We start from the raw sequence: 23,385 nt of genomic DNA on the forward strand, positions 1-23,385 counted from the left end.
ATGTCCTTAACAACAGCAGGTTTTTCGTTGGATGAAGAAACACTAATCACAATAGAGCGCAAGTTCAAGGAGAAGCAGCAGCTGGCAAATGCAAGGAAGAGTGAGCTGTTTAGCGTATTTGAGGAAGAACTGAGCGAAGAAGAGCGTTTAGCGCTGAAGTTTCTATATGCCTATATGCCGCTGAACGACCTGGCTGATTACGAGGGCAGCCTGTTCCTGAGCCATGTCCGCAAGACATTGGAGATTCGGGGGCAGATGCCTTGGGGCCATCGAGTGCCTGACCATCTGTTCCTTCATTTTGTTCTTCCGTATCGCGTGAACAATGAGAATATAGAGGATAGTCGAGGCATTCTGCTAGATGAGCTGTATAGTCGCGTGAAGCATCTATCCATGGAAGATGCGATCTTGGAAACGAATCATTGGTGCTATGAGAAGGCCACGTATGTCGGCAATGATCCGCGCACGGTCTCGCCATTGACACTGATTCGTACCACGTTGGGGCGATGCGGGGAAGAGTCTACGTTAGCTGTTGCGGCGCTGCGCAGCCTTTGCATTCCGGCGAGGCAGTGCTATACCCCGCGCTGGGCACATTCGGATTCAAACCATGCTTGGGTTGAAGCTTGGGCGGATGGCAGCTGGCATTTTATCGGCGCCTGTGAGCCTGAACCGAGGCTTAATGAGGGATGGTTCAGCGCACCGGCTAGAAGGGCGATGCTCATTAATACACGCGTACCTTCGAAATATCCGGGGCCGGAATCGATAACGCTCGCTCATGAATGGTACACGGAAATCAATTTACTGGATGGGTATGCACCAAGCCGCCGTATTGTTGTAAGTATACAGGATAGTGAAGGTCAGCCGGTACGAGGTGCTGTCGTATCGTTCCAAGTCTATAATTTCGCTGAATTTACACCGATCGCCAAACTAACGACGGATGCCCAAGGTGAAGTTTCACTTACGACTGGTTATGGAGATCTTCTCGTTCGTGCCGTGGATGGAGCCAGGTGGGGCGAAAGTAAACTATCGGTGTCCGAGCAGGAATATTATACGATTACAATTGATGAAGATGAGCAGCAAGACGGGATTGTCGAGTTCGATATGGTTCCTCCGCCGGAGCTGCCGGCTGATGAGGCATCAACTGTATCGGAAGAGTTGTTACAACAGCATCGTAATCGTTTGCAGCAAGGCGCAGCGATTCGTAAAAGCTTCGAGGATACGTTCGTTAGTGAGGTGCAGTCGGGCGAGATTGCTGTTGAGCTTGGACTGCCCGTAGAACGGGTATGGGATGTTCTTCGCAAGGCGCGTGGGAACAGTCATGAAATCGCTGCTTTCTTGCAGGAGCAATCGGAAACGTATGGAGAATGGCCGCTGCGTTTGCTTGAGAGCTTAAACGATAAAGATTTGACCGATACGTTCCGCCCCGCACTGATCGATCATTTGGTAAGCTCGCTGCCTTATGCAGACTCATTTGACGAAGAGTTGTTCTCGCGTTATGTGCTGCGTCCGCGTGTTTTGTTCGAGATGATCGGTCCTTATAAGCAGTTTTTTCAAGAAACACTACTCGCCGAGGAAATCGCAGACTATCGGCTGGACCCGACTAAGCTCGTAAGTGATCTGCTTGAGAAATTCGAAGTTGTCGAGGATATGACGTACTATCAGGGATCCGCAATGCCTTCCGGCAGTTATCGTCTATCGAAAGGTGATCGGATATCGCGTGACATTCTGTTCGTGGCAATTTGCCGCAGCATCGGTATTCCGGCGAGGCTTCACCCAAGTGAGCGCAAGCCGCAGTATTGGCTGAATGATGTCTGGCATGATGCTCGTTTCGAACAAGAAAACATAGCCACACCGGCTGCAGCAATCGGTGAGGTGCTTCTGAAGCGTGATCCGGGAGCTCCGGCCGAGGCGGAAGAGGCGGCGTATTTCCGTAACTTCTCGTTCGCCAGATTGGAGAACGGCTGGTATCAATCGTTATTTTATCCGCATGGTCAGACCAATGTGTATGATCAGCCGTTTGAGCTTGAAGCGGGACGTTATCGCATGACAGCCGGTACAAGACAGAAGGACGGCTCCGTGCTGGTTCGAGTGACTTATTTTACGGTATTGGAAAACAAACGTGGTGAGCTGCCACTGTCATTCCGCTATCCGAATCGTGAAGTACCTGTCATTGGGAAAGCTGATCCGGCATGGAGATTCATTCGCCAGAATGGAGACGCTGTTTCACTTGGTGAATTGGCACAGGGCAGAGGTGCAGTGCTGGCATGGATCGAGCCGGAACGAGAGCCCTCCAAGCATTTGCTTCGTGAATTAAAGGAGCTGGCCGGTGCCTATGACGCGCTAGGCATGCCTATTATTATGGCTATAGGTGAAGAAGGATGGACGGCGTCCTTTGACCCGGCTTCCTATGAAGGATTTCCTCTTGCGTTCACTTTCGTTCGTGACCGTGATGTAATCGTTCAGCAGGCAGCTCCGGCATTATTAGATTCAAGTACGGCTTCTCTGCCATTCGTAGTTGTCGTAGACAAAGGCGGCGGCATCCGGTATGTAACTGCGGGCTATAAGCTGGGTATTGGCAGTGAGGTACTTCGAGTAGGGACACAGCTAAACGATAAGAAATGAGGAGGAAATATACGTATGACAGCAACTTCTAACTACTATTCAGTAGGCTATGTCGGCGATTCATGGCTTCCCAAACTATCCCGAGAAAATGCATTAAAGCTAACTCATATCAACATCGCTTTCGCTCATGTTGTCAACGATGAAATCTCCATCGGTCATCTGAAGCATTTGGCCAGTTTGCCAACGATTAAGTCCTATAATTCTGATTTGAAGATTTTGCTGTCCGTTGGTGGATGGAGTGCAGGCGGGTTCTCCGAAGCAGCCTCTACGCCAGCGGGTAGGAAGCGGATGGCAGATACTGCTGTAGCCATTCTGGAGAACTACGCGATCGATGGCATTGATTTGGATTGGGAATACCCCTGTTACGGCGTAGCGGGGATCGCCTCGAGCCCGGCTGACAAAACCAACTTCACGCTGCTCTTGAAAGAGCTTAGAGAAGCGCTGGATCAATTAGGTGCACGAAACAACAGGCATTATATGCTGACCATCGCGGCAGGAGCTGATCAATACTACGTTGACGGAACCGAGATGGACCAAGTTCAGCGCTACTTGGACTATGTGCAATTAATGACCTACGACATGCGCGGCGGGTTCCAGACATTGACCGGCCACCATACGAATTTGTTTGCATCGACAGGTGATTTGTTCCGCATTAGCGTGGAGGCTTCAGTTCGCTTGTTCGTTGCAGCCGGTGTACCTCGGGAGAAGATCGTCATCGGCGCCGCATTCTACTCGCGGATGTGGAAGGACGTGCCGAACATCAATAACGGTTTTCTGCAAATGACCGCAGGAGCTGGCGGTTACGGACCGGATTTCACCCGTTTGGCTAACGACTATATTGAGAAGAATGGGTACACACGCCACTGGGATGATGAAGCGAAAGCTCCATTCCTATACAATGGCAATCAATTTATTTCCTACGAGGATGAAGAATCGCTTCATCACAAATGCCAATTTGTTAAGAATGAAGGACTTCGCGGGGTCATGTTCTGGGAGTACTGCTGCGATACGACGTTCCGGTTGTTGGATGCGATCGACAAAGGATTGGGAAACAATTGTGTAGCGGCAAAATAATCGCGCAGCATAATCATGTTTGACACTGCTATTCTATTCGTGGTAAAGTGTTTTTACTGCTTCAAACGATAGATTGAATCAGGAACTGCCAGATGCGGTCGTGGCGGAATTGGCAGACGCGCTAGATTCAGGTTCTAGTGGTGTAACAGCCGTGGAGGTTCGAGTCCTCTCGACCGCACCAACCTTACAACGATAACCCTTCGATGAAGATCGAAGGGTTTATTTTTTATTAGCCCCAATCACCTGGCTATTCTGACTTTATGTCGGGGGCATTTTTTAATGGCTTCTGAAGTGCGTCCGCAAACCTTCATTTAACTCACCTCACTTCTTTAATGACATGCTGATTTTATCATGCAAGCCAAGGAGAATGATGCATTGGTTATTCTAATCAGTGGCAGCAGCCGCACCGGTAAGACATTAATGGCTCAAACCTTGCTGGAGAACTATCACATTCCGTATCTGTCCATAGACCATCTGAAGATGGGGTTGTATAGAGCGAATCCGGAGTGCGGATTTACGCCTCTTGATAGCACGGAACATATCGGTGAGAAATTATGGCCGATCCTCAAAGGGATCATAATGACGAATATTGAGAACGAGCAGAACCTTATCATTGAGGGATGTTATATCTTACCTGAGTATACCAATGACTTCGAAGAAGAATATGCGGAGAAAATCGTCTCAGTATTTCTTGGTTTCTCGCGAGCGTATATTGAAGCTAGCTTTGTATCTCAAATTTTTTGGCACCAAAATGTAATTGAAGAACGAGGAGAACCCGCAGAAGAAGAGTTCATTGTTGACTACATAAACGAGCAAGACGCGTTTAGAGAGCTATGTCAGGACAGCGGTGCTGCCTACTTTGAAATTAACGAAAACTACGAGAATGAAATCGTCAAAGTTTACGACTATATAGAGTCTCAAATACAATCTATAACTGCCGGTTCCCAATGAACCCGGCAGTTTTTTTATATTCGAATCATGAAACACACACAACTCGTCCACACCAAAGCATTTTTATTTTCATAGAATAGTGTATCTCTTAGGAAAGGAGTTGATTATTCATGGCGAAAATCATTGATTATAACGTAAGTGTACCGGCAGTCGTTACGAATCAAGTGCATATTCCGGTTCCGCAAACACCTGCCAAAACCATATTGGCTGAGCTGGGTATCTTTATCCCGCATGAACACCATAACAATCGCGTTGAGCTGATTGCTACAATCGGTGCATCCGGCACTTTTAGTGTTGTAGATGTCTTGTTCCGCGTTTTCCGCGGCACGCAAGAAATCTTCTATGCCTTGCAAGGCTTTGAGGCAGGATTCGAGCATTATGGCGTGGTATCGTTTCAAGTCATCGACATCAATGTGCCAACCGGCGCGCATGGCTATTCGCTTTATGTGGAAAAGCTTAACGCGGGCGGCCAAGCTGCTGTCATTGGCCCAATCAATCTCAGCGCAACCGTCTATGCGGTTTAAGAAAATAAGTTGAGTATGCTTGAAGGACGAGGTCAACCTCGTCTTTCTTGTTTGGATTACATATATTTCCCATCATTTACAAACAATGAATGTATGTATGGACATTACCTTATGGACAAAGGAGAACTTAAAAGAGATGCATGTTAAAACTGGGCTGGCGGGTAGTATCATCATAGCCGCCGCTGTATTGCTCACTCCAATTACCGGTGCAGCAACAGCCGCTCCCGTAAACGAGAAGCAAGTAGAATTAAAGGGCCATCGTCAGGTAGCGATTGTCATCGATGATTTTGGCAACGGCATGACGGGCACTCCGGAGATGATGGAGCTTCCCGTACATTTTACCGTAGCTGTTATGCCGTTCATGCCAACAACGAAACAGGACGCAGAGTTCGCTTTCAAGAGAGGTGACGATGTTATCGTTCATATGCCGATGGAGCCGGTTCGCGGCAAGCCGGAATGGCTGGGACCTGGCGCTATTACAACAAGCATGAGCGATGCTGAAATTAGCAAACGAGTGGAGGAAGCCATTGCCGCCGTCCCGCATGCAGTGGGCATGAACAATCATATGGGCTCTAAAGTAACGGCGGATGAGCGCGTCATGCGAGCAGTGCTGTCAGTCGTAAAGAAGCACGGGATGTTCTTCTTGGACAGCAGAACAACGTACAAGACGGTGCTCCCAAAGGTGACGGCAGAGCTCGGCGTCCCGCTGTTATCCAATCAAGTTTTCTTAGACGATGTGTATACAACGAATCATATCTCTAAGCAAGTCGGCGTGCTTCGCAAGTACCTGGAGACCAATGACAGCTGCGTCATTATCGGACATGTCGGACCACCGGGTAAACTGACGGCCGCGGTGCTGAAAGACGCAATTCCGCGGCTGCAGTCAACGACCAGCTTCGTGAAGCTATCCGAGATGGTGGTGCCTTCAGCGGAGAAGGATATAATTCCGCACTCCTGATGAAATCGCCTCAGCCAGTTGAAGCTGCTTGCGGGGATCGAGCAGCATGGTCCTGTCGCCTTCGTGGCTTAGAAATCCCATTTCCACGATAACGGCAGGCTGCTTCACGACATTCAGCAAATAAAACGGCGAGCCTACACGGGGGAGTTGGTGCGTATTGTGCTTGCGATTCAGTGCATCCTGGATGCAGAATGCAAGCAGCGCACTTTCTCCCTCGTTTTGATGGAGGACGAGCGGTCCGTGCTCCGTTCTGTCCGGTGCCCAATTGACATGGATGCTGACGAGAATCTTCGTCTGGATTTCTTTGGTGAGCTGGCTGCGCTGAGACAAGTCCCGCCGATGCCGAGAACCGGAAGGATTCCAGCGGTTATCGTCGCTTAGTGCGTAGTCGGCATCGCGATTAAGGATGGCGCGGATGCCGTTAGCGCTTAGGAGCAAGTACAGCTTCTTGGCTACCGCTAAGTTAATATCCTTCTCCAGAATATCTTCATGGTGCGCACCGCCGTCGATTCCACCGTGACCAACATCGATTAGGACTTCCGCAGAAGGAAGCGCACGTTGATAACTTGGCGGTGCTTCTGCTTGCAGATGAGCATCAGCCGCAGGCGCATCCAGCGGATAAGCTGCTGCCAGTTGATTCGTCGAACTTAATGTAAACGAGCAAAGGACAACAGAACAGAACATCAGGAACAATCGAGTCCATACCCGTCGTCCAGAACGGTACTCCAGCATGCTGTACCCAACCTCCAATTCCATAATGGCTATCGTTAGCGTGGCACAGACCAAGGAAACTCATTCATGTTTGAAGTAAATGATTAACGGGGACACTGTAGGTACACTAGAAGGAATCGAAGGAGATGAAGGACATGGCTGTCGAGAAACCCGAAGAATACATTAAATTCATGACTGGCAAAATGATTGAGATCATTGATACGCCGCAGGAAGCTCGGAAGGAAAAGCGCAAAATAGCCAAAGCTACAAGAGAGCCTTGGCTGACACGCTGGTTTGGTATGGGCGGACTTGGTGTCATGCAGCTCATCCGTTCTAAGCCTCGAGAAGAAGGTTAATGACCCATTAATCGAAGAAATGGCCTTCTTGGTTTAGCAGGTCAATCGGGATATATCGGGTACCCGCGGAATCAAAAGCGACAAACAGGCTGTGATTATCCCAGTTATGGTACCCGATTGCCGGATAAACGAACAATACCGTTTCGCGGAACAACTCTGCGGTAAATCGAATTTGATTCCGCTTGTCGAGCAAGTCAGGCAGATGCTTGATTTGCTCCTGGGACAAAGGAGATTTGGTCAGCCATGGCAATCGCTCATAAGGATCGAACACTTGATTGGCTGTAGCGGCATACAGTTTCTTTAGCTGAACTGCAGTCGTCGTCTTCGCCATGCTTAATGCAGGCTTGTCCGCATTCGCGACCAGCGCCTTCGTTTGTTCTTGCCATAGTTGATCGGTAATCGGTAAAGCCTCTCCCGTCCACGCATCCAGATAATACGTTTCCTGATTGGCCGCCACATACTTCCAAACTGCAAGTACAGGCGATACGTAGAGCCGTTCCAAATGGAGCGGTTTTTTTATGGCTTCAGCGAAGGTGGTGAACAAGCCTTGTCGCACCATGGAGCTGTACAACGTATTGGGGTCAAAAGCCGGATGCATGCCGGCGCCGTATTCGCCGAGCACAAACCCGCCTTCCGCAGTTGCATGAACAATCATATAACCAACGGGCAGACGATCCAGCCGAAATGTAACTAACCAACCATGAGTACCTGGTCCAAGGGGGACGATTGCAGCGGTAGCGCGCTTCCAGGATTGAAATTGGGGCTGATCCGACAGTGCGTCCACCCAAGCTTGAACTTGCTGCTCGAGCTTGGATGCATGCTGCTCGCTGGGAGCTATTTTGAACGATAAAGCTGCTACTGAGACCTGTGTGCTTGTCAAGAGGAAAGCGGCTGCTATGGCAAAAATCGATATCCATTTTCGCATCATCTGCATCACCTGCTGCTTCCTGTAGAATGGGAAAGCCGATTCACCGTCATTGTACCTTACCTTCAGTTGAAAAGGATGTAGGAACATGTCAGGAGATTGGGACAAGCTATGTTCTATTTTTGCCGGATAAAGAGAGATCTTGTTAACCAATGCCCTGGAGATAGAAAATCCCGCAGTTAATGGCAGAAGCCGTGACGCGAGGCTCATATTGCCAGCGGATTTCTTCTTGTCTGCGTTCGAACTGTTCGCTGATTAGCTGCTTATTCTCTTCTTCCGCGGAAGCCAGAAGGGGCTCATAATAATGATTGATCGTCGCTAACTCATCTGCCAAACGTTCAGCTGCTGCCTGGGCCCACGAGTAGTCATAGGTGCGAAGCTTGCGTTCCAGTGTTTGTTCTGCGATGGTAGCTGCTTTATTAAGGGATAGCGCGTTTTTGGCGGTATGCACATTAGGCGGCAGCTTCGGGGTCATACGATGAGTCATCAGCCGATCATGAAATTGCTCGATACATTGTCCCGTTGCCAGCGACACGCCGAAGGAATGGATTTCTTCGCGCTTCATATCGCAGGCGAACTCTACTTTCATATTAACCCCAAGCCAAGCGCTGTAAGCAGTGGAGTGTAGAGGGTGGGCGCTTCGTTTCTCCGGTTCTTGGAACAAACATAGGTAGCTGCCGCCGCTGCGAGCTGACTCGAAGAGCTGATTCAATCGGCGGGAGCCATAATACAAATCCTCGCGCGGAACGCGAACATTCGTATTGAGCGTGCCGTGAATATGGCCGAAAGAGCGACTTAATGCCGCATCTGCCGCCGCATTCGCAGCGTTCGGGGCTGGGGGAGGCGGTGCTGCTGCCTGCGCCTGCTCATACTTCTGCTTATCGGTTACGAGCAGCATGGACATCGTTTCCGGATCGGCACCTGTACGGTCGACGAAGCTCCAATAGTAAGGCCGATTCGTCAGGTCACGGTCGGCCCTCGGTGAAAGCTTCACCTGAAAATGGGCAGGTGATTTCTCGTTAATCTGACAGCCCGTCGTCTCTAAATAACGCTGAACAAACTTGTGAATTTGACGTTCATTCATGGTCTCACCTCAATTGTCTGCCCAACGGCGTTCATGACTGCATTGATTGCGCCCATTTCCATAGGCTCCTCTAATTCAACCTCGTCGCGAATGCGGCTGAGTGAATTACCAAGCTCGTCGATTTGCATGCGCAGCTGATCTTGATTGCCGCCAGACTCCAGCATTAATCGGGCAAGGCGCTGTTCAAGCGTTTCGCTCTTCTCGAAACGCTCCAGAATATGATCAAGCTCCCCGATTACAAGCTCGAACAGATTGATTTTCTCATGCAGCAGACTGACGATATGCTCTTCAATGGTGCCGATCGTACAGAGGTTATAGATGCGCACGTCGCTTGTTTGCCCGAGACGATGGACTCGTCCGATCCGTTGTTCGACCCGCATCGGATTCCAAGGCAAATCGAAATTGATCATGTGATGACAGAACTGCAGGTTGATCCCTTCCCCGCCGGCCTCTGTTGCAATCAGCACCTGCGCGCGTCCGCGGAACAGGTCCATCATCCAATCCTTCTTACCGCGGTTCATCCCGCCTCGATAGGGGACAGCAACCATATTATTGGAGCGGAAATATTGCAGCAGATATTCCTGCGTTGCCCGATACTCCGTGAAAATGATTACTTTATCGTTCATCTCGCGAACGAGCTCCATCGTTTTCTCCGCTTTGGTATTGGCGGTGATGCCGCGGATAACCTCGACCAGTTCCCAAATTTTCGCTCGCAGCGGAGAGTCTTCTGCCGTCTTCTTGAACATGTTGACCAGCGTGAGGAACACGGCATCGCGACTGCTGCAAACTTCTCTTTGGAGCGTGACGAGAGAGAGGAGGCTTGACCAATCGCCTTGGCTCTCATCGACCCGATCACGCACAAATTTGGTGACGGCATCATATAGAGCCTGTTCTTCTGTGGAGAGCGAAAGCGGGATATTCTTCACGATTCGTTTGGTGAATTGAATGCCGCCGTCTCCGCGACGATTCCGAATCATGACCGAGGATAACGCTTCATGCAGCTGTTCCTCGTTCTTCGGCAGCCGCTTGTCCACGACGAAATTAGCGGCAAATTCACTCTGGCCGCCTAGTTGTCCCGGCTTGAGCAGCGTAATTAAGTTATATAACTCGTCCAAATCGTTCTGGACAGGAGTAGCCGTAAGCAAGAGGCAGTACTTCTTGCGCAGCAAATTCACGAATTGATAGTTGGTTGTTTTCTTGTTCTTCAGCTTATGCGCTTCGTCGATGATGAGGATATCGTAGTCTTGACCGAGCAGCTTCTCGCGATGGGGCTCTCGCTTCGCCGTATCCATGGAAGCTACGACAACATCATAGGCCCATGAATGGTCCTTCTTCTGCGCCACGGCAGAGATACCGAATTTACTGTTCAACTCACGCACCCATTGCAGGACGAGGGAAGCCGGAACGAGCACAAGAGCGCGCTTTACAAGCCCGCGCACCATATATTCTTTCAGCACTAAGCCGGCTTCGATGGTTTTGCCGAGTCCGACCTCATCGGCGAGAATCGCACGGCCGCTCATCTCATGCAGTACTTTTCGAGCCGTGCTGATTTGATGCGGCATCGGCTCGAAGGAAGGGAGGCTGCGCAAGCATTGCAAATCATCGAAGCTCTCAACCAGCTTCGACTGTTCGGCTTCAATAGCCAATTGGTACATCGTCCACTCGTCCCAAGGACCGTTACGGTCGACGCGTTCTTGCAATTGATGAAGCCATGTGCGATCGAATTGCAAATCTACGCTCGGGTGCAGCTTGCGTTTCACGGCAGAAGCTGAGCCCGGGCTTGAAGCGGGGCCTGAAAGATTTTCTCCGTTTACGGGATCATAGTTCGATTGCATAGGTTGGAGGAGCTCCTTTCTCTGGCCGATCGGAATGCATCGACTGACGGGCATGCAAATGGTTATCCTTCGTAGGTAGTAGTATTTCCTTGCAGCAGCGATTTCATAAGATAAAGCTTGAAAAAGGTCGAAATTTCTGGAAAACATAAAAAAGAGAAGCCATGTAACATGGCTTCTCTCTGCGAGCTGCAAATCAGAATCGTCGACTAGGATTCTTCTTTCGTGATTTTGCCGGGATTGTTAATCTTGTAGGCAACGGGATGTTTCGTTAATTTCTTGGCGACGATCTTGCATTCGAACGTAATCGTATCGCCAACAGCAAGCTCTAGTTTCTTCAGCGTATTGCTATGGCTGGACCAGGCTGCGCCTAATTCTAGGGTCGGCTCTTCAATCGACACTTCCTCGTAGATGACTACCTCGTCATCCGTATCGGAGAAATTGTTCGGAACGGTCGTAAACTCTTTAACCGTTGCTCTCATCTTCACCTTCTCCTCCGGAAGCTCCAGCTTCGGCGCTTTCTCTTTCTTCGCTTTCTTGGCAGCGGGTTTCTCCTCGGACTTCGCTGCTGTCGATTCGGCTGGCGCCTCTTCGATGGCCGAAGCAGCAGCCACCGTAGCCGTAGCCGACTCTATTGGTTGTTCCGACTCCGCTTCAACAGTTGGAGCGATAACTGCAGCAGAAGCATCTTCCGTATCGCTGCCTTCATCTTCAGTTGCTGTCGCTTGTCTTTGTCCGAAGCTTGCCGTTTGCATTTCCTTCAAGTAGGAAGGATGAATGCAGTGCTGCTTGTCGCCCAGCTCAAGGACTGCTGTCATTTTATCGACATAACCAACAATGGAGCAGACGGTATGAACGGCGTTATTTTTGTAGATAAATGTTTTCGATTTGGAGGCTTTCTCGGAGAGCAGGCCCCATTCTTTCAACTTCTGTATTTGCTCTTCTTCATTCTCGAAGGGTGTGTATGTAAGAGGTGCGATCAGTTGTGCCATCTCTTCTCCGCCTTTCTTAGTAAATGCTTGTCTCATTTTAACATTTTTTCAGCTTAGGATGAAGTAAAGAAGAGTTGAATAATTACTCATAAATATGTATATTTATACTAAATTTGATTTGGGAGAGGAGCCGCATGCCTATGAACAAAATGATAGAAGAATTGACACTGAACGCTTGGCCGTCCCTACAGACGGTCGTTTATGACGGATGGCTGCTGCGATTTGCTTATGGGTATACGAAACGATCCAATTCCGTAAGCGCACTATACGCCTGCGATAATCATCAATTAGAAGAACGAATTGCAGCTTGCGAATCGCTGTATAACGAAGCAGGTCAGGATACGATTTTCAAAATAACGCCTTTCGGTCCGCCCGAACTGGATCAAATTCTAGCGCAGCGCGGGTATGCCATTACGGACCCCTCCCGTGTTATGATAATAGAAAGTTTAGCCGACGTGCCGGCACCGGAGCTGCAAGACATCAAGATGGAAGGCTCGCTCAGCGAGACGTGGCTCCATACAATGTGCGAAATGAACCGAATAACAGGTACCAACATACGGATCGCTGCTCAAATCATAACAAGCTCGAAACAGAAGCAAGGTTATTTCACATTAGAGGTAAACGGTGAACCGGTCGCATGTGGATTAGGCGTAATCGAACGAGGGTACATCGGTTTATATGATATTGTAACCGCGGAAGCACAGCGTAATCGAGGGTATGGGGAGCAGTTGATCCGTCATATGCTCCACTTCGCGAGAGAGCAAGGTGCAGCGAAGGGGTATTTGCAAGTCGTCCAGAGCAATGCGTCAGCGAACCGTCTGTACGGGAAACTGAATTATCAAGAGAGTTATCTCTATTGGTATCGAGTGATGAAGCGGTAAGTTTTGTTAAGGTGGGATATAATGTCGATTCAATTGCGCGGGCATCATTTATTATGTTTATTAGGTTTTCGGGGGATGGGGTATTCGGCGGACTTCTCGGCGAATATGACCGTCGTCTATAACAAGCTGCGTGATGAGCCTGATTCACGAGTAGCCATTGTCAAAGGTCCGGATGACTTATGCGCGTGCTTTCCATCCGATGTGGAGCCGCATTGCCATAATGTTTCCGTTGCGAAACACGATGAGCGGATTCTGCAAAAGCTCGGGTTAGACTTTGGCATGGAACTGCTCTGGTCTGACGTTATTGAGCGGGTAAGGTCGAACGTAGTCCCAGAAGATATTAATACGTTGTGTTACACCTGCCAGTGGCGAAGCTACGGTGTCTGCGAAGCAGGAGTTCGGATAATTAAACAAGGGGAGTGGCTCCCGCCGCTTCCGACCCAATAAGACCCACCTAAGACGGTTTTTACACCGTTAGGTGGGTTTTTTCTATGTTAACGGGAGCATCGATAGAAACCGATTGGAGGCTGCGGAGAGCGGGACGCCTCGCAATGTAGCGATACCGATATAACGCTCGGGCAGCGGTGGTTGGAGCGGGATCTCGAACAGCTCACCGGAAGCAATTTCGTGCTCGATATAGTTGCGAATAACGAAGGCAAGCCCGAACCCTCGGATTGCGAATTGCAATAGAAGATCGATACTGCCAAGCTCAAGTTCGGGGTGCAGCTGGATGCCTTGTTCAGCCGCCCATTCGCTGAGGCGGCGTCTTGTGCTGCCTCCGGGCTCTAACATTAACAAGGGATACCGGTAAAGCTCATGTACGTTAAGCGGAGAAGCCGAACCCGCTAAATCCGCGTACTTCTTGCTGCCTACCAAACAATCCTGCTGAGGAAGACTCCGTTTGATATCGATTTTGGCATTGCTTGCCGGCAGATTAATAATGCCGAAATCGATCTTGCCGTCGGTTAACAGATCAATCGTTTCCGGTGTAGTCCGATTAGTGACATGGATACGCACTTGCGGAAATTGGTGATGAAACTGCTCCAAGAAAGGCATCAGATAATGCTTGCATAGCGTATCGCTCGCGCCGATTCGGATTTCTCCGCTTTCCAGGTTATGCATCTCGGCGATACGTTTCTCGCCGGATTCTATGAAGCTGAAGGCTTGCTCGATATAACGAAATAACACCTCGCCTTCCGCTGTCAATACTACGCCTTTAGCAGAGCGGAAGAATAGCTGTCCGCCGAGTGCGCCTTCCAATTGCTTTAAGATATGGCTGACTGCAGGCTGCGTAATATGCAGCTTCTCCGCCGCGCGTGATAGACTGCCTGTCTTGGCTGTCCAATAGAAGCTTCGATACCACTCCGAATTAATAGTCATTAACTCACCTAATATCTGATATAAGTAATATCAATTATTTTGATACATTCACAACCATTATAATCAAATTTGTAAGGAAGGATCAACAATTAGGAGGCGTGGCTCTATGACGGTAACGGCCATTGTAGGTGCAAATTGGGGAGATGAAGGCAAAGGAAAGCTGACGGATGTACTGGCAGCACAGTCTTCCTATGTCGTTCGATTTCAAGGAGGCAGCAACGCAGGTCATACGATCATTAACGGCTATGGGAAGTTTGCTCTACACATGCTGCCATCCGGGGTGTTTTATCCAAACGTGACGAATGTGATTGGTCCGGGTACCGCTGTTGACGTGAATATGCTTATGAGAGAAATCGAAGAGCTGCAAGTGCGCGGTGTGCCGAAGCCGAAAGTGGTCGTTTCGGAGCGGGCGCAGGTTGTGGTGCCGATACATGTCCAATTCGATGGACTCGAGGAAGATCGACTTGGCGAGCGGAGCTTTGGTTCGACCAGACGCGGAATCGCGCCTTTCTATGCGGATAAGTACGCAAAGCTTGGTATTCAAGCAGCAGAGCTGTTCGATAGGGATCGCCTCTATCGACGCTTGGAACAGATGCTCGCAGCGAAGAACGTGACACTGCAGCACTTGTATGGGCAATTGCCTGTGAAAGCCGATGATTATATCTCGGAGCTCATGGCGTATGGGGAGAAGCTTCGCCCTTATTTGGCGGATACGACAAGTCTGCTGCATGAAGCATGGATGAGAGGCGAGTCCATTCTGGTCGAAGGTCAGCTCGGTGCCCTCCGTGATCCCGATCATGGCATTTATCCGTACTCAACTTCCTCTTCTACCTTATCCGGCTTTGCTGCCGTTGGAGCTGGTATTCCTCCCTATGCGATTGGGCATGTCATTGCCGTTACCAAAGCTTACTCCAGCTGCGTTGGCGCCGGACCATTCGTGGCGGAGCTAAGCGGCGATGAAGCACATGAGCTGCGGTTACGAGGCGGAGACGCAGGCGAGTTCGGTGCGACGACCGGCCGTCCGAGACGAGTAGGCTGGTTCGACGCCGTTGCAACAAGGTACGGCTGCATGGTGCAGGGCGCAACTGAGGTTGCGCTTACCAACCTCGATGTGCTCGGTTACTTGGATCAAATTCCGATTTGCACAAGTTATCTGCTTGCGGATGGCAAGAAGATCGAACGGTTTCCCGTTACAGCCCAGCTCGAAGAGGCCAAACCGATCTGGACATCGCTGCCCGGCTGGAAGTGTTCGATATCCGAAGCAAGAACTTTCGACGAGCTGCCGCAAGAAGCGCAGGCCTATGTCCGTTTTGTAGAAGCATCGATAGGTGTTCGCGTGTCGACCGTTTCGGTTGGGCCGCGCAGAGAGCAGTTGATTCATAGATAAGCCAGCAGTTAGTTCGGCAGGCATAAGCCCGACAGAGCCAAGCGGCAGGAATACTCTTGAACGAGTCGAAATAGGTTGAGGATAGACAATGAACCATATGCGAGTAGTCGATTCTCAAATTATTGGCGGGAGTGTGTGTAGCTGTTATGCAGGAATTCACTGTATCGAGCCAGCAGAAAGCGTTCTTCGACACGTTCGGGTATTTGGTATTTCGGGGGTTAATGCAGGATCGTATCATGGAGATTACGGAAGAGTTTGATGCCGTATTTACGAAACACGGGGGAAACTTCAACGGCAAGCCGCATAATTTCAAGAAAACATCCACGATCGTCGCTTTTCTGGGCCACAGCGAGAAGCTGGCTTCGCTGCTTGATGATCCGCGCGTACACATGATTTGTTCCACGCTGCTTGGTGACGACTACAACTATCTGACGAGTGCGGGTAACAAATATGTCGGGGACACGGGCTGGCACTCCGATACTTCGATGGATAAGCGTTGGCCTGGTAATCTCAAGAGCCTCAATGTATCCTTCTACTTAGATCCGGTTACCAAAGAAACAGGTGCGCTGCGCGTCATTCCGGGCAGCCATTATATCGGTGATCAGTTTACCGAACTTCTTAAAGAGCACATTCATAAGGCGGATATGCAGGGACAGTGGGGCGTTGATCGCGCAGACCTGCCGGCTGTGCCGCTCGAGATTAGACCCGGGGACTTGCTGGTCTTCAATAACTATATGAAACATGCTGCTTTTGGCGGCGGGAATAATCGGCGTGTGCTATTGATTAATTTCTCCAGACATTATACGGAAGAGCATATGGCTGAGCTGCATGAGTATGTGAGCACATTCGCCCCTTATTGGGTGGAAGAGCTCCATGGCGAAGCCGTGCTGCGTGGTGCAAGCAGCGAGCGGTTGCGCCATCTGCGCCAAATTCAAGAGAATCAAGCACATTTGCCTGAGCTCGCCAGACAAGCGAAAGCAGCCGCAACCCAGCCATAATCGCTTCAAGCAAAACAGGCTTTTCCGACTTCCTCGGAAGAGCCTGTTTTGTGCTTCCGTACCTTGCGTTTGAATGTCATAAAGTGTAATATCTCCATTATTATGATCGATGGCAGAAGAGGGGAATGAAGAGGGACACATGGAAAGCAAAGCATCCATCGTCGCGATGTGGATCTCTCTGATCAGCAATGTGCTTCTGACTGGTATTAAGCTAATCGTCGGTATATTGTTTCAGAGTCAAGTTCTCATTGCAGACGGTATTCACAATGCCGGCGACGTTATCGCAACGGCTACGGCGTACAGCTCTATGCGCGTCTCGGGCAAACCGCCGGATGAGGATCATCCCTACGGACATGGCAAGGCCGAGGTGCTTGGAGCGGGAATTGTTGCTTTTATCCTCATTGCCGCCGCTTTATATATGGGTTATCATGCCGTACTCACGTTCTTCGAGCCGCCGACAGAAGCGCATCTCATCGCACTTGCAGCCGCAATCGTTTCCTTGATCGCCAAGCAATTTCTATATATGTACACGATGCGCATCGGGAAGGAATCGAAGAGTAAAGCCATGCTCGCTACCGCATACGACCATTTGGCCGATGTCTATGCTTCATTGGCAGCAACGGTTGGGATTGGTCTTGGCTGGTTGGGAGAGAGGATGGACATTAGCTGGCTCAGCTACGGTGATCCCGCGGCAGGGGTGATCGTATCCCTCCTCGTATTGAAGCTGGGTATCGATATGGCGCGAGAGACGGCTGATGTCCTGATGGACAAGAGTCTAAGTCCGGAGAAAATCGAGGATATAACGGAGCATTTGCGCGAAGTTCCTGAAGTGAAACGGATTGATCGATTGCGTGCAAGAGAGCATGGTCATTACGTGCTAGTGGATGCTAGGGTCGCGGTCCTCGGAACGCTTTCCATACAAGAAGGACATGATATTATTAGAACCATCAAGAAGAAATTGATGGACGCCCATCCGGAAGTAGATGAAGTGCTCGTTCATTTAAATCCATGGTATGAGGATGATCACCATTAGCTTGATTCGGTCTGGACGATAGCGTCCAGATCGTTTTTTTATTTTTTATTGCAACCTTTCTGTAGGTAGGCGCGTCTGGAGATCATGTAGGCCTACAACCACTAGAACAGAACGCGAAGGGAGAACGAAATAATGAACAAGAAGAAACTCATCATTGTAGCAACGATTGCGGGGCTACTTGGCACAACAGCAGCAGTAGAAGCATCCGGTTTTATGAAGAAAGTAAATGGATTCCTCCGCGGTGACATTGATGTTACTGTAGACGGTAAAGCAACTTCCTTGGAGCCGGTATTTATTAATGGCCAAGCCTATCTCCCAGCACGCGGCGAAGCGGCAGCGCTTGGTTACGAGCTGCACTATAACGCAAAAACGAAAGTTCTTGAACTTACTTCCAAAAATCAACCGGAGGAAGGCGAGTCGAATTTGATTAATGTGTCCGGCATTATCGAAGATGTTCGTCCTACTCAAGATGGTTCCGTACAGATCAGTGTAGTTGGCAGAGGCCAAAACAACTGGATCGTATTGACTGTCGATAAAGAAACCGTACTTACGAATCAAGAAGGCAAGCCGTTTGCTGCTAAAGATTTGAAAGCAGGCTTCGAGCTTACGGCTGAATACGGCCCAATCGTTGCAATGAGCTACCCAGGTCAATCGCATGCCGTGAAGGTTGTAGTTGGTACTGAACGCTTGGTTAAAGAAGATGTCATTCAATCCGTCGAGAAAACAAGCGAAGGCTGGCAAGTGAAATTCGGCGACGCCAAAGAAACTACACTGGTTCTTAATTCCGGTAAAGAAACAACGATCCGTGATACCGAGCGTCAACCGATTGAATGGTCGGCTTTGAAAGCTGGCATGAAAGTTCGCGCTTACTATGGTCCTGCGATGACGAAGAGCCTTCCGCCAATCAGCCCGCTTCAATTCCTGGTAGTGACAGAGCAATCTGCTGCGCTATCCCCGGCACAAGTAACTGAATATCGTGAGCTTGCTTGGAAACAGCTTTCCGATGATCAGAAGAAACATGTGGTAACGAAGAAAGACGAAGCAGAAGTTACAATCGTACCTGCTTCTGATGCAGCACTCTTCCCACAAGATGACAAGAAGAAAGCATACGAGGATTATGTAGCTAAGAAAGGCAACGTAGTTCTTGTTACTTATAAAACAGACGATGACGCGCTGCTAGGGCCGCTAACACTAGGGTTCAGCTCCGATTCCAAAGAATACTTCGGTAACCGTATTCGTAGATAGTAAGTAATAATGAAGAGGGTTGTTCTGAAGTCGCCGGAAGGTGACGGAGGGACAATCCTCTTTTTTGTCGAATAGAAGAGAGGAAGAACACGGATGAATATCCATTAGGAGGAAGTTACTGCAATGCTGCAACGGATTTGGAAGTACCGGATGCATTATTTACTCGTCATCCCGCCATTACTGCTTTGGTTGATTTTCAAAGGAATTCCATTCTTCATGATGCTGTACGGTTCATTTGTCAATTTTGTCATCTTTAAAGGGTTATACGGCAGCGACTGGGTAGGGTTGGAGAATTTCCGTAACCTGTTTAATCTGCCTGCGTTTACGTCCGTACTAAGCAACACGTTATCGATGAAGCTTGCATATACGGCAGTCGGCGGCATCTTCGCGCTCGGTGCAGCTCTCGCGCTTAGCGGCATAGGGTTCCGCAGGCTTAGAGGCGGATTAACCACCTTGTTCCTGATCCCTTACTTCATTCCATCGGCAATTATCGTCTATATTACGATGCTTACTCTATCGCAGAGCCAGTCTCCGTTCGGTATCCAATCGATGCCGCTCGCACATTCGGAGCTGTTTCCAATGACACTCGTTCTTGTAGAAGTGTTCAAAACCTGCGGCATTCCCATTCTGATCGCTCTTACGGCGATAGGTGCAAGACAAGCGGCAATGGACAACGGAAGCATTCGAGCTCGCAGCAGCTATTTGCACCGCAACGTCATCCCTGCAATGAAGGCTGTTACGGCATTCATGCTTATGCAGCTGGGATCGCTTCTGACGATGGATTCGGAGCTGCAGCGATTGCTGGTCAATCCGCTGGTAATGGAGACAGGGGATACACTGGATAGCTTTGGTTTCCGAACGGTGTTTATGAATGCCGAATACAATCTGGCCGGACCGCTAGCCCTATTTCAGTTTGTCGTTCAATTTAGTTGCTCCCTGCTTGCATACTTTCTCATTAGAGGTCTGTTCGCGCGTGAGTTGTTTCCTTCAGCTAGCGGTGCTGCTGCTATCCAATCAACCGGCAAAGGGAAAAATACCGCCGGCATCCTGATCAGTATCGTACTTTCTTCAGCCGTATTCATCCTGCTGTACTTGCTCTTCATTTATCCATTTATGCATCAATTGTCCGGCTCCGTGCCAGATCATTTGCTAAGTCCTTATCGCTATGTGCTGTATATGGTCATGGACTTGGTTGCGGTCACCGTCTTCATGATCATTACGGCGGCGCTTGCTTTCCCGCTAACCGTCACGGATTTGCCGGGAAGGGGGCTGTATAAGCTCATGCTGCTGGCATTGCTGACTATTAGCAGCTCAACGTTTCATGAATATTTGTTTTATCGGGACTTACATATGAGCAATACGATATTCCCGCTGTTTTTCACGGGGTTCTACTCGATTCTGCCTATCTTCATCTTGAAGAGCATCTTTAACCGTAAATTCGGCAATCGCAGGGAAGAGGCAGCCGCGGCGGGTCGAGGAGAGACATTTATCTTCTTCAACGTTTACATACTTTCCATCTGGAAGCCGCTTCTCGCGCTGGGAGCTCTTCATTTCGTTATGCTGTGGAGCTCGTTCACGCAGGCTTTCGTCCACTTGACGAATCCGCAGACGTTTCCGCCGCTCATGACGTTCGTTAACGCGATGAATGAGATCGGTGATGCGGGACCTGTATATTCGCAGGCTGACCTGCTGCTCGCCGGCGCCATCATATCGCTCCCGTCGTTGTTGATCCTGCTGCTCATGCGCAGATGGCTGACGGGCGAGGTCATGGTGTCGACGATGAAGAATTTGTAGCTTATGCAACGACAAAGGCGCTCCTACCTGCAGCTATTAATCTGCAGGGGAACGCCTTTTGCTGTATTCTACGTATGGAGTGTGCGATATTCCGTCGGGCTTTGCCCGGTTTCTTTGCGAAAGAATTTAGCGAAATGGTTCGTTTCCTTAAAACCGATCTGATCCGCAATTTCCTTGATGCTCTGTGTCGTGCTCGTCAGTAGGATCTTTGCTTTATCCACTCGTTTGCGACTGACGTATTTAAGCGGCGGCACTCCGAAATGCTTCTTGAAATAGGCGATAAAATAATTCGGATGCAAATGAGCCGCCTTCGCCATATCCTCGATGCGCAAATGACCGGCCATATGGCTGTCGATATATTCCTGGATGAACTGAATTCGCTTCAGATCCTCCGAGCGATGCTGCAAAATCGTAATCGGCACATGCTCCAAATACCGCGCAATAATCTCCAGCATAATCGACTTCTCACGCAGCCGTGAGATGACGGAATCGCTTTGCCGCAGGCTGACCAGCAGCTTGAACAAGGCGGTCATTTCTTCTTGATCGGCAATGCCAATGTACAGCGGAACGCCGATCCATTGGAATAAGTCAAAGGGACCGATTGAAGCCGTGAAGTGGCACCAATATTTGAGGAACGGCTTCTTCCCATTAAGAACGGAATAGGATTGTTTCGTGAAAGCAGGCATCAAGCAGATCTCGCCAGGGGATGGCAGCATCTCCTGATTGTCCACCTTCAGCCAGCCTTCTCCTTCCACAATATAATAGAACTTATTATATTCGGGCACGTAGTCCATATCGACCCACTCGGTGGTCACCTGTGTTTTGTGAGCGGTGATGACGTCGATTTGAAGTGCGCGTAAGAGATCGGTTAAGGCGTGATCTGCACGTAATATCGTCATTGGAATTCTCCCGGCTATAAGGCATTTGAATGATTTTCTCTTATCATAGAGCATTTCGAGGGTTCATGAAACCGCAATCTTAGTTTTAGCACCTTCATTCTTATTTCTAGCCATTACATCGGTGGCAGCATCCTCCTATAATCAAGTTGAAGAAGTAATCCTATAGGAGGCTCAACAGAAATGACGACTGCGCAACCCCTTTTGTTGACTGATGAACAAGTCAAATCGTTTATTACAGATGGCTTTCTTATTCTAAAAACAGATTTCCCGCGTGAATTTCACGAGCGTTTAGTAGAGCAGCTCAATAGTATTTATGATACCGAAGGCAACCCGGGCAACAACATTTTGCCGCGGATTCGCGACTTGCAGCGCGTATTTGAGAACCCGGTTATCACCGGGGCGTTGACCAGCGTGCTTGGCCCGAATTATTTGCTCCATACGCACAGACACGGACATTACAACTCCGTACCGAAGCCGGGCGGCTGGCACAAAGACAGCTACTGGGGCTACAACCGGTTGCGCAATCATCACCCATGGTGGGCAATGATTATGTACTTCCCGCAAGATACGCCTATTGAGCTTGGGCCAACAGGTGTTATGCCTGGCACGCAATATCAAGACAGCCGCACCTTTGCTTCGGATGAAACGGCAGAGGAAGCGACTGCAAACGGAGAAGCGGGGACATTTGCGCTGATCCACTATGATATTTGGCATCGTTCGACTCCGAACTTGATCGGCAAGCCGCGCTTCATGCTGAAATTCGAATTCATGCGTACGGAAGCTCCGCAATCGCCGACTTGGGACAATCAAGAGCAGTCCTGGGCTGCTGTTGCAGGAGATGAGAGCAACAATCCGATTGCCGAAGAGGTTTGGAACTGGATGTCCGGCAATACTGCGGCGCTTGCGGGCACGAAGCCAGCTGATGCTGCAGAAATTGCCAGCCTTTCAACTCGTTTGAACGGAAGCGAAGAGCAGGATGCTTTGAATGCCGCCTACGAGCTTGCGACAAGAGGCGAAGCAGGCGTTCAAGCCTTGCTAGGCGCACTTGAGCTGGAGAAGAAAGTATCCCGTATCGCTTCTTACGGATTGTCCGTAGCCGGCGAGGAAGCTGTTGAAGGATTGCTTCAAGCGCTTCGCGCTGAGAATGAAGATGTCGTTAACCATGCCATCTTCGCTTTGTCGGAGCTAAGAGGTTACGCAGATCGAGCTGTTTCTCACGTAGCGGCTCAACTGGATCACCCGTCCGCGAAAATAAGACGCACTGCAGTTGACGCCCTCGGTATGATCAGCGCGAATGCAAAGCTAGTCGTTCCCGCTCTGATCAAAGGCTTGCAGGACGAGGATACGCAAGTTCGCTTCACAGCAGGTCTGTCGCTTGTTCGAATCGGCAAAGACGCTGCAGATGCTGTTCCGGCATTGGCAGAGCAGCTGGCACACGAGAACCGTTATGTCCGCGGCCACGCACTTGAAGCGCTGCGCTATATCGGCACGCCGGAAGCGCATGAAGTGTTGATTCAAGAGCTGTTCAATACACGCTGGTGCTCGGATACAACGCCTGCGAGCACGTTCTAAACACAAATAACAATTGAGAATCCCTCTTCGGAGGGATTTTTTGTTGTCATTCAAATGAACGATAGATATTATCTATCATTTGCATAGAAACAACGATATTGATCTATTATTTTGAATCTCATAGAATGGGGCAACAGGAGCAATAACGGCTTCGGGTGGTAACACTGCAG

General features: G+C 49.6%; 21 protein-coding genes and 1 tRNA gene. 15 read left to right on the forward strand and 7 right to left on the reverse strand.

Going from position 1 to position 23,385, the window contains the following annotated elements; translation table 11 throughout:
* From AC0YNS_RS07415 to AC0YNS_RS07440, 6 genes are all read left to right on the forward strand, one after another.
* Complete coding sequence (locus AC0YNS_RS07415; protein ID WP_475780374.1) at positions 1–2,619, forward strand: transglutaminase domain-containing protein; 2,619 nt, start codon at positions 1–3, stop codon at positions 2,617–2,619.
* A gap of 15 nt (positions 2,620–2,634) precedes the next feature.
* Positions 2,635–3,693 (forward strand): glycoside hydrolase family 18 protein, encoded by a 1,059-nt coding sequence (locus tag AC0YNS_RS07420; protein ID WP_475780375.1) that lies wholly within the window; start codon positions 2,635–2,637, stop codon positions 3,691–3,693.
* A gap of 94 nt (positions 3,694–3,787) precedes the next feature.
* Positions 3,788–3,874: transfer RNA gene (locus AC0YNS_RS07425), tRNA-Leu, on the forward strand.
* Positions 3,875–4,068: 194 nt separating this feature from the next.
* Positions 4,069–4,644 carry a P-loop nucleotide/nucleoside kinase family protein gene (locus AC0YNS_RS07430; protein WP_475780376.1) on the forward strand — a complete coding sequence of 192 codons (576 nt, stop codon included), beginning with the start codon at positions 4,069–4,071 and terminating at the stop codon, positions 4,642–4,644.
* 110 nt (positions 4,645–4,754) lie between these two features.
* Positions 4,755–5,168: an exosporium protein C gene (locus AC0YNS_RS07435; RefSeq protein WP_475780377.1), complete on the forward strand. Its 414-nt coding sequence runs from the start codon at positions 4,755–4,757 to the stop codon at positions 5,166–5,168.
* A 136-nt stretch (positions 5,169–5,304) separates the two neighbouring features.
* Positions 5,305–6,126 (forward strand): divergent polysaccharide deacetylase family protein, encoded by an 822-nt coding sequence (locus tag AC0YNS_RS07440; protein ID WP_475780378.1) that lies wholly within the window; start codon positions 5,305–5,307, stop codon positions 6,124–6,126.
* Here the strand turns inward: AC0YNS_RS07440 and AC0YNS_RS07445 are convergent.
* Positions 6,094–6,858, reverse strand: coding sequence for an N-acetylmuramoyl-L-alanine amidase family protein (locus tag AC0YNS_RS07445; protein WP_475780379.1), 765 nt, complete (start codon positions 6,856–6,858; stop codon positions 6,094–6,096). The genes AC0YNS_RS07440 and AC0YNS_RS07445 overlap by 33 nt on opposite strands.
* Positions 6,859–6,992: 134 nt before the next feature.
* On the opposite strand from AC0YNS_RS07445, the gene AC0YNS_RS07450 reads away from it, so the two are divergent.
* Positions 6,993–7,193, forward strand: coding sequence for a YqzE family protein (locus tag AC0YNS_RS07450; RefSeq protein ID WP_475780380.1), 201 nt, complete (start codon positions 6,993–6,995; stop codon positions 7,191–7,193).
* 7 nt (positions 7,194–7,200) lie between these two features.
* On the opposite strand, the gene AC0YNS_RS07455 is transcribed toward AC0YNS_RS07450, so the two are convergent.
* From AC0YNS_RS07455 to AC0YNS_RS07470, 4 genes are all read right to left on the reverse strand, one after another.
* Positions 7,201–8,121 (reverse strand): hypothetical protein, encoded by a 921-nt coding sequence (locus AC0YNS_RS07455; protein ID WP_475780381.1) that lies wholly within the window; start codon positions 8,119–8,121, stop codon positions 7,201–7,203.
* Between the two features lie 142 nt (positions 8,122–8,263).
* Positions 8,264–9,202 carry a YqhG family protein gene (locus AC0YNS_RS07460; RefSeq protein ID WP_475780382.1) on the reverse strand — a complete coding sequence of 313 codons (939 nt, stop codon included), beginning with the start codon at positions 9,200–9,202 and terminating at the stop codon, positions 8,264–8,266.
* Positions 9,199–11,037 carry a DEAD/DEAH box helicase gene (locus AC0YNS_RS07465; protein ID WP_475780383.1) on the reverse strand — a complete coding sequence of 613 codons (1,839 nt, stop codon included), beginning with the start codon at positions 11,035–11,037 and terminating at the stop codon, positions 9,199–9,201. Before AC0YNS_RS07465 ends, AC0YNS_RS07460 begins: the two co-directional genes overlap by 4 nt.
* A gap of 206 nt (positions 11,038–11,243) precedes the next feature.
* Positions 11,244–12,026, reverse strand: a complete 783-nt coding sequence (locus AC0YNS_RS07470) for a hypothetical protein (RefSeq protein ID WP_475780384.1) — start codon at positions 12,024–12,026, stop codon at positions 11,244–11,246.
* Positions 12,027–12,166: 140 nt separating this feature from the next.
* Here AC0YNS_RS07470 and AC0YNS_RS07475 point away from each other — a divergent pair, with 140 nt between their 5' ends.
* Both AC0YNS_RS07475 and AC0YNS_RS07480 read left to right on the forward strand, forming a co-directional pair.
* Positions 12,167–12,907: a GNAT family N-acetyltransferase gene (locus tag AC0YNS_RS07475; RefSeq protein ID WP_475780385.1), complete on the forward strand. Its 741-nt coding sequence runs from the start codon at positions 12,167–12,169 to the stop codon at positions 12,905–12,907.
* Between the two features lie 21 nt (positions 12,908–12,928).
* Positions 12,929–13,354, forward strand: a complete 426-nt coding sequence (locus tag AC0YNS_RS07480) for a DUF1284 domain-containing protein (protein ID WP_475780386.1) — start codon at positions 12,929–12,931, stop codon at positions 13,352–13,354.
* Between the two features lie 42 nt (positions 13,355–13,396).
* Here AC0YNS_RS07480 and AC0YNS_RS07485 read toward each other — a convergent pair whose 3' ends face one another.
* Positions 13,397–14,287 carry a LysR family transcriptional regulator gene (locus tag AC0YNS_RS07485; RefSeq protein WP_475780387.1) on the reverse strand — a complete coding sequence of 297 codons (891 nt, stop codon included), beginning with the start codon at positions 14,285–14,287 and terminating at the stop codon, positions 13,397–13,399.
* 106 nt (positions 14,288–14,393) lie between these two features.
* On the opposite strand from AC0YNS_RS07485, the gene AC0YNS_RS07490 reads away from it, so the two are divergent.
* The 5 genes from AC0YNS_RS07490 (at position 14,394) to AC0YNS_RS07510 (ending at position 20,744) form a co-directional block, all read left to right on the forward strand.
* Complete coding sequence (locus tag AC0YNS_RS07490) at positions 14,394–15,674, forward strand: adenylosuccinate synthase (protein WP_475780388.1); 1,281 nt, start codon at positions 14,394–14,396, stop codon at positions 15,672–15,674.
* A gap of 146 nt (positions 15,675–15,820) precedes the next feature.
* Positions 15,821–16,672, forward strand: a complete 852-nt coding sequence (locus AC0YNS_RS07495) for a phytanoyl-CoA dioxygenase family protein (RefSeq protein WP_475780389.1) — start codon at positions 15,821–15,823, stop codon at positions 16,670–16,672.
* Between the two features lie 139 nt (positions 16,673–16,811).
* Positions 16,812–17,705: a cation diffusion facilitator family transporter gene (locus tag AC0YNS_RS07500; RefSeq protein WP_475780390.1), complete on the forward strand. Its 894-nt coding sequence runs from the start codon at positions 16,812–16,814 to the stop codon at positions 17,703–17,705.
* Positions 17,706–17,837: 132 nt separating this feature from the next.
* Positions 17,838–18,950 carry a hypothetical protein gene (locus AC0YNS_RS07505; protein ID WP_475780391.1) on the forward strand — a complete coding sequence of 371 codons (1,113 nt, stop codon included), beginning with the start codon at positions 17,838–17,840 and terminating at the stop codon, positions 18,948–18,950.
* 123 nt (positions 18,951–19,073) lie between these two features.
* Complete coding sequence (locus tag AC0YNS_RS07510; RefSeq protein ID WP_475780392.1) at positions 19,074–20,744, forward strand: hypothetical protein; 1,671 nt, start codon at positions 19,074–19,076, stop codon at positions 20,742–20,744.
* Between the two features lie 68 nt (positions 20,745–20,812).
* On the opposite strand, the gene AC0YNS_RS07515 is transcribed toward AC0YNS_RS07510, so the two are convergent.
* Complete coding sequence (locus AC0YNS_RS07515; RefSeq protein WP_475780393.1) at positions 20,813–21,643, reverse strand: helix-turn-helix domain-containing protein; 831 nt, start codon at positions 21,641–21,643, stop codon at positions 20,813–20,815.
* Between the two features lie 180 nt (positions 21,644–21,823).
* On the opposite strand from AC0YNS_RS07515, the gene AC0YNS_RS07520 reads away from it, so the two are divergent.
* Positions 21,824–23,215: a HEAT repeat domain-containing protein gene (locus tag AC0YNS_RS07520; RefSeq protein ID WP_475780394.1), complete on the forward strand. Its 1,392-nt coding sequence runs from the start codon at positions 21,824–21,826 to the stop codon at positions 23,213–23,215.
* Positions 23,216–23,385 lie beyond the last annotated feature (170 nt).

The organism is Paenibacillus sp. J22FR21 (assembly GCF_056269135.1).